This is a genomic window from Shewanella sp. 5S214 (assembly GCF_041439795.1).
Lineage (GTDB): Bacteria > Pseudomonadota > Gammaproteobacteria > Enterobacterales > Shewanellaceae > Shewanella > Shewanella vesiculosa.
In genome coordinates, this window is record NZ_JBGOOV010000009.1 from 1 (window position 1) to 11,789 (window position 11,789).

7 protein-coding genes are annotated in these 11,789 nt (G+C 42.8%); all 7 read right to left on the bottom strand.

Translation table 11 applies throughout. From position 1 onward, the window contains the following. Positions 1 to 214: 214 nt before the first annotated feature. The 7 genes from panP to ACED29_RS07855 all read right to left on the bottom strand — a co-directional run bounded on the left by panP (position 215) and on the right by ACED29_RS07855 (position 11,682). The gene (gene panP, locus ACED29_RS07825) at positions 215 to 1,855 is read right to left on the bottom strand and encodes a pyridoxal-dependent aspartate 1-decarboxylase PanP (RefSeq protein ID WP_371697407.1); all 1,641 of its coding nucleotides are present in this window, start codon (positions 1,853 to 1,855) and stop codon (positions 215 to 217) included. A gap of 370 nt (positions 1,856 to 2,225) precedes the next feature. Continuing rightward, positions 2,226 to 3,395 carry a glycerate kinase gene (locus ACED29_RS07830; RefSeq protein ID WP_371697408.1) on the bottom strand — a complete coding sequence of 390 codons (1,170 nt, stop codon included), beginning with the start codon at positions 3,393 to 3,395 and terminating at the stop codon, positions 2,226 to 2,228. 20 nt (positions 3,396 to 3,415) lie between these two features. Continuing rightward, complete coding sequence (locus ACED29_RS07835; RefSeq protein WP_182722111.1) at positions 3,416 to 4,774, bottom strand: GntP family permease; 1,359 nt, start codon at positions 4,772 to 4,774, stop codon at positions 3,416 to 3,418. A 130-nt stretch (positions 4,775 to 4,904) separates the two neighbouring features. Then, complete coding sequence (locus ACED29_RS07840; RefSeq protein WP_124016375.1) at positions 4,905 to 6,062, bottom strand: sugar diacid recognition domain-containing protein; 1,158 nt, start codon at positions 6,060 to 6,062, stop codon at positions 4,905 to 4,907. A gap of 472 nt (positions 6,063 to 6,534) precedes the next feature. Then, positions 6,535 to 8,622 carry an MtrB/PioB family decaheme-associated outer membrane protein gene (locus ACED29_RS07845; protein WP_371697409.1) on the bottom strand — a complete coding sequence of 696 codons (2,088 nt, stop codon included), beginning with the start codon at positions 8,620 to 8,622 and terminating at the stop codon, positions 6,535 to 6,537. A gap of 12 nt (positions 8,623 to 8,634) precedes the next feature. Next, the gene (locus ACED29_RS07850) at positions 8,635 to 9,624 is read right to left on the bottom strand and encodes a DmsE family decaheme c-type cytochrome (protein ID WP_124016377.1); all 990 of its coding nucleotides are present in this window, start codon (positions 9,622 to 9,624) and stop codon (positions 8,635 to 8,637) included. Positions 9,625 to 9,720: 96 nt separating this feature from the next. Next, positions 9,721 to 11,682, bottom strand: a complete 1,962-nt coding sequence (locus ACED29_RS07855; RefSeq protein WP_371697410.1) for an OmcA/MtrC family decaheme c-type cytochrome — start codon at positions 11,680 to 11,682, stop codon at positions 9,721 to 9,723. Positions 11,683 to 11,789 lie beyond the last annotated feature (107 nt).

Genomic DNA, 11,789 nt, shown 5'->3' on the forward strand with positions numbered 1-11,789 from the left:
AGCCGTTGGTTTCCTCTTGGTCTGGTGTGGGCGAAGCGCCACGACGTTAGTGGCCGTAGGCCATGAGTACAAAAGTACAAAAGTACAAAAGTACAAAAGTACAAAAGTACAAAAGTACAAAGAAAACACCGGGATCACGGCTTAAAAACACTGCCGGGATGACGAGAAGGTCGCTAATAAGCTATAAACATCGAAGTTATTATGAGTCGGTGCTCTACAACGCCAACAGTTGTGGTAAATATTCATTGTCTAATGCGGCAATCTCAACTTGCTCGCTCAGGACATCATGTAATATTTGATGACTGGTCAACGGATTAGCGAGTACCACACGAAATACTGTGGTTTGTTGGCGCAAGTATTTTGCCGGTTTGATCCGTGTTCGTGACACAAATGATTTGCCTTGTTCACGTTGATGTTTTTGAATGAATTGAGTTAATCCATCCAGTAGTTCGTTGATTGTTGCAACTAACTCTGTGTCTTGATTCGATATGGCTGTTGTTAGTATTGCTTGTACCGATGCGGGGACGTAGCGATAGGTTAGTAAACATAACTCAGGCGCAGTGACTAATTCAAAATCCTTATGTTGCTCAATAATCGTTGCAAAATAACGGGCTTTTTCTAGGCTGTTATTAATGAGTATTTCATAGCCATCGCGACCAATTATCTGTAGGCAAGCGTGCACTAACATCGCCATACCTGGGCGCGAACCTTCCAGCGTTTGACTGCCTAAATCTTTTGAACCCACGCGTAAAATATATTCAGCATGATGCACAATGGCTTTGGCCAATTCTGGGTCTTTAAATAGCACCATACCGGCGCCCATTGGCACGTACATTTGCTTATGGGCGTCGATAGTGACTGAGTCAGCTAGCTCGATGCCTTTTAGTAAGTGGCGATATTTGTTGGATAATAAACTCGCGCCGCCCCAAGCTGCATCGACATGAAAGTGACAATTTAACTCGCAGGCTAAAGCGGCTAACTCAGTTAATGGATCGACATTACCGGTTTCGGTTGTGCCAGCCACGCCGACAATCGCCATCACTTTGATATTTTGTTGTGCTAGTTTAGCCGCGGTTGCACGCATGGCAGCAACATCGACTTTATGATGTTCATCCGTAGGGATACTAATGATGTTATCTCGGCCAATACCTAATAAATCGGCCGTTTTACCTAATGAGTAATGACCCCGATCAGACACTAATATGGCAAGGTCATCATAACCATAAAATCGTAATGCTTTGGTCATGCCTTCACGAGTAATACCTTTAAATTCGCCGCTAGGTTGCAATAATCGGTTTCGGGCTATCCACAGGGCGGTAATGTTGGCTACCGTGCCACCTGAACAAAATGCGCCTAGCGAATGATTTGCGCTGTGCATCCATTGGTCATAAAAGTCGTTTGATTGTTGATAAACCAAGTGGTGCATCATGCCTAATACTTGGCGCTCAAGAGGCGTAAAGGCTTTCGATGTTTCGATTTTAACCAAGTTTTGGTTCAGTCCCACCATCATCTTCGACAGCGGTAACACAAAATAAGGCAATGCTGATGTCATATGACCAATAAAACTCGGTGCAGCGGTATGAACTGAGTGCGCCACTAAATTTTGCATGATTTCGTCGGCATAATCAGAAACGAACTTAGGATCGGTGGGGATCTGATAAGCATTAAAATCGGTTTCTATTTCTGATAGCGGCTTTTCTAGTGCGGCGATGCTGTTACCTAAAAACCCTGCAAGGTCTTGTGACAACTTCTGTTCAATAATGCTCAACGTCGAGGTTGAATCTTCAGGTGCGGTAAAAATACGCAGTAAGCTGTCTTCTGAAGCGTATGCTTGACGGGTGATTTTCGAGGTCATTTTGCTTGCCGTAATGATGAAAACTCCATCCTGTTAGCATTGACTGATGCATTACGATTAACGCTGCACCTTCAGGACGAAATGAGGGTGCTAACTTTACTGTATGGCTGGTTAGGCTTCAAGTATTTATCGTGTTAATGCTGATGGTTAGGGTAGAAAAAATACTGATGACTGCTTATCTGTTGTGGTCAGAATACTCTTGGTGATAATGCAGATGACATTGTGGTTATTGGTCGGCGCATGTATGACTCGAGATCAATACTAGGTTATTCATCTAAAATGGATATCAATAGGGGATCCATACTGCGATAAATGCTGCTTAGCATTGTAAAGTCAGCATAAATATCAATTGATATTTATGCTGACAGGATTACTTTTTCACTAATGATAATGACAACATTGCCGCAATATTACGGGCGGTATTGGTGAGATTCACCTGTGCTTCAGACAACACTTGTTCTAATGGCTGTAGTGCCGGAATAATAGCGAAAATAGCGTGCATGCCTTCGGCTAAAATCGCATCTGCATTTGGGCCTAGGCATCCAGAAATGCCAATCACTGGGATATTGAGCTGTTTAGCGACATGTAATACGCCCATGGGGGTTTTACCAAACACAGTTTGACCATCAATACGACCTTCACCTGTGATGACTAAATCGGCATTGTGGCAATACTCTGCTAATTTTACACTGTTAGTGACAATATCGACTCCAGGTTTTAAGGAGGCATTTAATATTGTCATCACGCCAAACCCCATACCTCCAGCTGCGCCAGCCCCAGGGTGCAGTTGGCAGTGAGTATCAACAGATTGATAAAGTTGTTGATTAACCGTGTGAGCAAAATGGCCTAGAGCATGATCGAGCTGTTCAATCATCTCGGTTGTGGCCCCTTTTTGTGGACCAAAAATCGCACTGGCACCGCGAGGACCACACAATGGGTTATCGACATCGCAAGCGACCTCAATAACACACTCTTTTATGGCAGGATGGCACGACTGAACATCAATATGATGCAATGCGGCAAGGGCTGCGCCACCAAAAGGCAGTGGCTCATTAGCCATATTGCTCAGTGTTACCCCTAAGGCTTGCATCATTCCTGCGCCTGCATCATTGGTGGCACTGCCACCTAAACCTAAGATGATATGACGGATGCCGCGATTTAACGCATCGGCAATTAATTCACCTGTGCCAAAGCTGGTGGTCATTAACGGATTGCGTTGATTGACGGGCACCAGATGTAGCCCAGATGCCGCAGCCATTTCAATCACTGCAGTTTGCTTACCGTCTTCATCGAGTTGCCCCAACACACCGTAAAAAGCGTCAACAGGTAACCCCAGCGGGCCAGTAACAGTAAGATTAATGATTTGCCCTTGAGTAGCATCAACCATGGCTTGTACTGTACCTTCACCGCCGTCAGCCATCGGCACTTTGCAATATTGTGCATCAGGAAACACCTGTTTAAAGCCATCTTCAATGGCATTAGCCACTTCAAGGGCGCTTAAGCTTTCTTTAAATGAATCTGGAGCAATAACGATTTTCATATAAGACTCTGAATAATAAATTACAGTAAAATTAAGCTCAGTAGATAAACGGTGATCATCGCCGTGATACCTTGAATTAATGTCGCCATAGTTTGCGCGCGGTAAGCTTGTTTGACGCTCATGCGGCTAAACTGAGTCACAACCCAGAAGAAACTGTCGTTGGCATGTGACACTGTCATTGCCCCTGCGCCAATGGCCATAACGGTAAGGACGCGGCCCATTTCTGAGGCTAAGCCTATATCGCCTAATAATGGAGCCACTAAGGCCGAGGTGGCGACTAAGGCAACGGTTGATGATCCTTGTGCCGATTTGAGCGCGGCCGCGACGATAAATGGCATAAAAATACCCACGCCCAATGCCGATAAACTGCTACCCAAAAATGCACCAATTTCAGTGGCTTTTAACACTGCACCGAAGGCACCACCAGCACCGGTGATCAATAGAATTGGCGCCGAAACTACTAAGCCTTGGCTAATACGTTCACTAAACTCTTTAATTTTTTCAGTCCCTTTAAGTAAAAATAATGATAAAAATAAGCCAATCATTAAGGCGTTTACCGGTTGGCCTAAAAAGACTAATAAATCGAATAAACCTTGTTCACCAAGCGGTTTTGAAGGGAAATTGGCAATAGAACCTAAACAAATGAAGATAATAGGCACAAAAATTGGCGCAAAGGCTTTTAGCGGGCTAGGTAATTCGCCGTATGCCTTTTTCAGATCGTCAAAGTCTGGTAGTTGTGCATTAAGTTCTTCAGCCCCTTCGCCGTCAGGTTGTTCGTTGGCAAAACGGTTGGCCCATAACATACCTGCAAAAGCGGCAATCGCGGCAACAAACACACCGACGGCAATAACTAACCCCAGTTGTGATTCAAGGCCTAAGTTACCTGCAGCTGCAATTGGGCCTGGCGTTGGCGGTACAAAGGTATGAGTAGCATATAACCCAGTTGCTAAGGCGACACTCATGGCAACCTGAGACACTTTCATGCGGTTAGCCATTGATTGCTTTAATGAGTTTAAAATCACAAACCCTGAATCACAAAACACAGGGATAGACACCAAATAGCCAATCATTGACATGGTTAAGGTTGGAAAGCGTTGACCAAACAATTTAATGACAACATCTGCCATGGTGATTGCTGCGCCGCTTTTTTCAAGGATAGTGCCAATAATGGTTCCTAATACAATGACTAGGCCTATATAACCTAAAATTCCACCAAAACCACCTGTGATGGTTTTAGCGATTTCGTTACTGGGTAAGCCATAAGCAAATGCGGTGAGAAACGACGCTAAGATAAGGGTTAAAAAAGGGTGAAGTTTGAATCTGGAGGTGGCGATGACGATGAAGGCGATCACGCCGAGTAAGATCAAGATTAGTCCCATAGAGTACTCGTTATTTATTGTTATTGGAGTGGTTTAGTTATTCATCATAGTAAACCTTTAGTGATAAATTACTTTGTTCATCCGCACTAATAACAATACTCAAATAGACTATTTTTGTACTAATGCACAACTAAGCGCTGGGCTGGTGGATGAGCTGACCTAAATACAAACTCAGTAATCCATTAAAGCTGTGCAAATCAATATTGGTGATGGTTTGAATTTTATCTAATCGATAACGTAATGTGTTTCTATGGATAAATAGACTGTTAGCACAGGTTTGTATATCACCCATATGTTCAAGATACGCGGCGAGTGTTTTTTGTAATTGTTGGTTTTTATCTACTTCAATCAGTTTCATATAGGGACTTGCCAGTGCGTTACCGCGCCAGTGATGACGTAAGCCGGATAACAGCACCTGTAAGCTGTAATCTTGGTATAAATATTTGCTTTTTTGCGGATGCAGTTTCTTGCCAATGTCCATGGTTTCTTTGGCCGTACGGTAAGAGTAACTGATGCCTAAATCACCACTGAAATAATGGCCTAAGGAAATGTGCAAACTAAGTTGCATGTTCGCGGGCAAGCGTTTGAGTAATTTATTGATGCGTTGATTTTCAAGTTCAGGATCAAATTGTTTACCGTCTAAAAAAGCGGGTTTCAAAATAACCAGCTGAGTGAGCGACGTCATGGCAATTAAGTTATCTCGTACCGGATTTTGTAATAAATACAGAACTTGTTTCAATGCCTGGTTGTCTTGCTGATACAAAGGGTTATGACTGTCGAGTTCAATAATCGCCGCCACTCTAGGTACGCTAAAATCGATACCTAATTGCAGCGCCCATTGTTTTAATGAGGGTAAGTCTTGCTCATTTGCATGAATCAACTGAGCAATAAACTCTTCTTTTTGACGGTTTTGCCATTGTAATTGTTCTTGTAGGTTAGCTTGTTCAACAATCATTTCGGCAGTCATTTTAAGTAGCTCACCATAGTGGCTCAATGTGTCTGGTTCACCCGTGATGCCAATCACACCAACAACTTGACCTTGATAATGTAATGGCAAATTAAGCCCGGGCTTCACCCCTTGTAAATTTGAAGCGATGGTTTGATTGATTTCAACATTGCGATTTTGGCTAATAGCCAATAATGCGCCCTCATGTATGGTGCCAATTCGCTCGACTTCGCCTGAACCGAGTATGACGGCTTGCGCATTCATGACATTGATATTATGACCAATAATTTTCATGGTCCGGTTGACAATTTTAGCGGCAATTTGGGTATCAATCTGAAACATGAATTTCTCTGAGTCATCAATATCGGTATTGAATGATACCTGATGTTGCTTAAGTAGTGGGAGTTGGTTGATGTGAATGTGGACTTGATGAGTAAAAAGTCCGTTACTGTTAATCCTAAACAATACGCCTATAAAGCACCTGATCATAACCGATAAGATAATAAAGATTAGCAGAGCTAATTTTGACGGGGGAGGCGAGACATAAAACAATTAAAAATAAAATGGGGGGCAAAATCCTTTTGCCCAATTTTCAATCACAAGCAATTCACTTTGTTAATATAATGTTAAATGCGTGTGGGTTGCAAGTTTTTTATACAGTGAAGCTCTAAAATTAATCGATGAGCTTAAGCGTTAGACGAGAAAGCTATTTACGCGATAGCTAATGTCAAACCGACAGATAGCAAAACGCCAACCTAAAGAGGTTGGCGTTTTCTGTAATATGACTGACTTTGTCACATCATTATTATTTTACTTACAGTTTATAACTGACGTTGAGCATAATCATGTGTGCTGTGTAGTCATGCTGTAAATTGCCGAAACTCATCACATTCCAAATGGTATCGGGTTCGATATCATTGGCGTCGTCATTATCAAGATACTTTTCCATTTTGTAGTCTATTCGCAAGGCTACTTTTTCGGTTGCTTGATACTGTGCATAAACATTAATGTTATGTACTTTGGCAAAATAGTCGCCGTAATCACCACTAATACCTTGTCTGACTTGGGTCGTGCTGTCTGAGTCTGAGTAAGTATAATCTACGCCTAAGCGTAAACGACTGTCCATTAAGTTGTTATAACTTAGGCCAGCACCAACCACATCAACAGTATCTTCTATCTCGGCTTGCCAAGTTGCAATATTCAAATTAGCACTGCCAGATTGAGCGGATGTTATGATTTGATGGTTATAAAATGTGCTCGCATTGATATCGTCATTAATCATGTAGTTAATATTGATATCGTAGTTAGTGTCTTTGGACTCAGTCAAGCCTATCTGGGTGTTGGTATAGTCATCTAGAGCATAACGAACTCCAAAATCGACATTCAAATTATCCATAGGACTATGATTAACGCGGGCCTCAAATTGAGTGCGGTCGCGATCAGCTAAGTAGTAGCGGCGCAATAATGGATTCTGCTCCGCTGATGATGACTCTGATGCTTTATATTCAGAACCATCTCTTTTGCTGAAACTGCCTTTAAGCCACATGTCCCACATATCAAAATTATTAAGGCGTAAACGAGCCCAAACGTTATTGTCGTCAGTGGTTTCTCGCCCTTGATTACTGCGCTCATCGCGCCTGAAATCATAACCAGCATCGAGTTTGATACCATGGCTGATACGGTAGTCAGTTGATAATTTAGCTCTATGAGTGGTGAGATCGTATGGGGTGTTATCCCTTACTTTGCCGGTAACATCGCTAATGCTAATTTGGGTCCATTGTTCAATTTGGGTATTATTTTCACGGTCGTTATAATCATAGCTACCAGTGAGGCGCCATGCACGACTGAGTTTAGTTACCGCTTTAAGTGTCATGCCAGTAATATCGACTTTGGCATCAATACTGTCTGCAGGTAATGAGTAGCTATACCCTAATTGGGTCAATTGCTGATCTTGCGTCATTTGGCCTAAGAGTAAACGACCACTTAGACTGGTAATGGAATCGTTATATTGACCTAACAACGAAATGGTATGAGCTTCGTTATCGGGGTCTAATGCAATGTAACCTCTATTTTGTGCGCCAAAGGTTGGATTAAAAGCACTGTCAAAGCCGAGTTGCTGGTTATTATTACTAAACACTGAACCATTGTAGTTAATACTAGTAAACCAGTTGTCACCGCGGAGTTTAATCCCAGCGTTTAAAATGTCGGTAGTGTAATCAACAGGCTCTGGCAACATCATCGATTGAGTGAAGAAACTGCCTGAGGTGATCTTAGTGCCCGTTTTTTCTTCGCGCTGAAAATTAACATAAGTGGTGAACATTGATTCAGTTTGATATTCAAACCCAAGTCCAGCACGTTCACGTTTAAGCGACAATTCAAATGGGTTTAAACTGCTATACAACATTGGCATGTCTGAACTTGCACCTGCGGTAATCCAGTTACTGGCTAAAGTTAGGTTATCGCTACCGATATTTTGGTAAGGGCTTAATGCATTGTTACTTTGATAGGTCGCAATGGATCGATAGCCAAGGTTAATTCGATACAACCCTAGTTTACCAACATCAATTTCCATGCGGCCGTTGTCCATACCTAAGTTATTGGCTGCCACGTTTGCTTGATAGCCATCACTCCCGCGATAGCGAATATCAGCATCTACTTTGCCTGCAGTTTGATTGCTGCTATGAAATGCATTCGCGGATTGAACATCATCTTCACTGTTGTATCCAATACCCACACCAACAGTGCCAGTGGTACCGGTTGCGATAACACAGCCTTTACATTTCCAGGCATCATATTTGATGTTGTCAGTTTTAGCATTTGCTAGGCCATACCCATCAGCCATAAGACTAAAGCTGGTGCTAGTGAGTAACGCTAAGGTAATGAGGTTTAATTTAGTATTCATAATATTATCTCCTTAGCGCTGCAGTAATTTACCAGAAGGATGGTTTGAACCATGTATCTGAGTATGACAATTTAAGCAGCTGCGACCACCCGTAAAGGTATTGCCATTGACAGTTGAACCCATATCCGTGTTACCGAGATAAGCGTTGCTGGTATGGTTGTCACTTGCATGACATTGCTGGCATAACTGTGGCGCGCGAGTTTTAAGCATAGCGTCGTTGACCGAACCGTGTGGGTTGTGGCAATTGACGCAATTTTCGGTAACGGGTGCATGTTCCCAAAGCTTTGGTCCCCGTTTTTCAGCATGACATGAGTAACAGGTTTCATTAACCGTTGGTTGAACCAGATCTGAGTCACTCAAACTGCCATGTGGATTATGGCAATCACTACAGGTCATTTGGTTCCATTTCATAGGATGACTTGAGCGCTTGTTCATATCGGCTTTTTGTTTGGTATGGCAGCTAGTACACACTTCCATTTCAGTTTGCTTTGACAATACAGGGTCGTGAGCGGCATGGACGCTATGACAAGATGCACAAGCTACATCAGCATTGGCATGATGGCTGCTGTCCCATGCTACTCGCTTATCATCTTGGTGACAGCTCATACACACACTATTTTGCTTATCTGCAGCGAGTGTAGAGGTAGGGCCAAAGGTGATCATGGGTTCTTTACCACCACGATTATGTGAACCTAGTGGGCCGTGACACGCTTCGCACTGCAAGCCTGCCATTGGGCTTTTTGAAGAGTCGATAGCGCCATGAACGCCTTTAAATAAGTCCATCACTTTTTCAGACTTTTTATGGCACATCAGGCATGAGTCGGCGCCTTTAGGCGAGTATTTGCCTTCGGCGAATTTTTTATCTAACGTGGCTTCAACTTCTGCCGGCGTCATGCTGGCATCCCACTTTGCCGCCTGTACGTGAGTCGACACAAAAACAGTCGAAGCTGTTAGACACAGTAGAGCGAAAAATAAGGTATTGATTGAGTTTGTGGTCTTCATAAGTAGACTTCCTAATTTGTCCATTTTGATGATCAACATTTGATGAAGTAAGTCATAGCATGAGAGAGAAGCTGTGCTTCTCTCTCAATGAACAAATTAAAATTTCACTTGTGTGTGATTTTCAATGGTAGGTGCATGGCAGAATAAACAGGTTTCTAACTGCGCAGCATCATTGGCTTCTTGATAGCTACCATTCACAATTGCGCCCTGACTTTCAGCATGTTGTTTAATCGTGTCAAAACCATGACAAGAAGCACATGTTGCTGTGATAGGCGTGGTATACAGGCCAGCAGAAGTGGCGAGTGCACCTTTAACTTTGAATGCATCAAGATTAAAGTCGTTATGACACTGAGTACAGTCTTTGATAATGCCTTGTTCACCATGAACACTGTGAAGTTTCATTTCAATCGCGCCTTGATTAGCGCCAGATGCATAAGTGCCATCGGGAGTATGACAAGCCACACAACCGTCTAAACCTACGGTAAGTTCGCCATTAAGCTCACGGCCTAATTGTTCTGACATGACAAAACCAGCATGGTGACCTTTGTGGAGCTCAAACGTGTCGCCATGACAATTATCACATGAATCAAAATTGACCGAGTCAGTGTGACGATAGCTAGGGGCATTACCAGAGAAAGTACCAACGGTGAGTTCAGCTTTCATGCTGGTGGTTGCTACGCCGTCTGCACAATCAATGGCTTGGATACCATCGTTACACATTTCAAGACCGATAAAGCTAAAGGCTGTATCTGTGTCGCCGGCACCAAACGGTAATGATGGAATGGTATATACCAAGTTACCTGATTCAATGACCACATCCGCTTGTAATAGACCCGCTTTGATAAAGTCTTTGCTGATTTTAGCTAAACCACTGCCTGGGCTAGGGTTATATCCCATAATCGGGAAGTTAGGACCAACGTTAGTTAGCGTTTCAACACGTTGAATTTTGCTGACTAAGCTTGCAGCATCAATGGCTACGCCTTTAGCATCTAAAATCGTTACCGATAGCGTTGCTGATTTGTCTTCAGGGCTAGATTTATTCGCAGTCAATGTGGCGGTCATGCCATATGAGTCGATAAATGCTTTTTTCTGAGTATATGAAGTGGTGTGTATTTCTTCTGTCCAGCTGGCATTATGGCATGCAATACAATTTGAATTGTCCACTTGTTGTGGATGGCCTTGACCTGTTTTAAAGTCAATATTGGTATGGCAGCTTGAACAGGTTTCCATGGTTGGAATTCGAGACCAGTTGTTCGATTCGCTTAGTTGTTCTGAATCGACATGACAAGTGGTGCAATTGTCTTGGACTATCGCATATGCTGCTTCTGCACTCTTGTCTAAGTTGCGGCCATACATTTTGGCATTGTTATGAACATTATGGATCAAATGGCTAAATTCAACTTGAACCTTGTCTTTTTCAATGGCCATTTCGTTGGTATGGCAAGATGTACAGGTTTCTAAGTCAGTGTAGCTATGATAAATGCTTTCACCCTTTGCATGGCAGGTATTACAAGTGGCTCCGCTTACTATGTTTTTGGTGTATTTAGCTTGAAACCCTTCGCCATCAAAATCTTCGGTGATTTCGGTACGCGGAACACTGGTAACCCCGTCTTGCAAAGTAGAAGCACTTGCTATGACGTTGTAACGTTGTGTCAGCTCTTGATTAAAACCTTCAACATTGACGGTAAAACTGTAATTTCCGTTACCGTGGTCGGTAAAGGTTTTTTCGGATCCAATAAATTGCCATTGCGCTGAATTACCCGGTCCGCTAGCGCCAACTGGAATCAATTGAACCACTTTTTTCACTTCCAAGTCTTTAAGGCCTGCAATCGGAAGGTCTTTTTCATTGGTTGCAAAAACTTCAATAGTCGGTTTGTTGTCTTGATAAGTGACTTTGGTGATATCTAAGTTTAGTGTTTTGATCGCTTCAGCAGGCTCGCCGCCAGGGTTGCCAGGATTGCCAGGTTCACCATCATCGCCTCCGCCACACCCTACTAGTGTCATTGACGCTGACATAGCAAGTAACAATGCCATTTTTGTGTATTTTGTATTCATCATATTTTTCCCTGCAAAGGTCATCCATCTAACTTACTGGCAGTATCTTCTGCAATTATCTTTTTCAGTTAAGTTGATGTTGGAATTAATTTTCCCAACACTAAGATTAC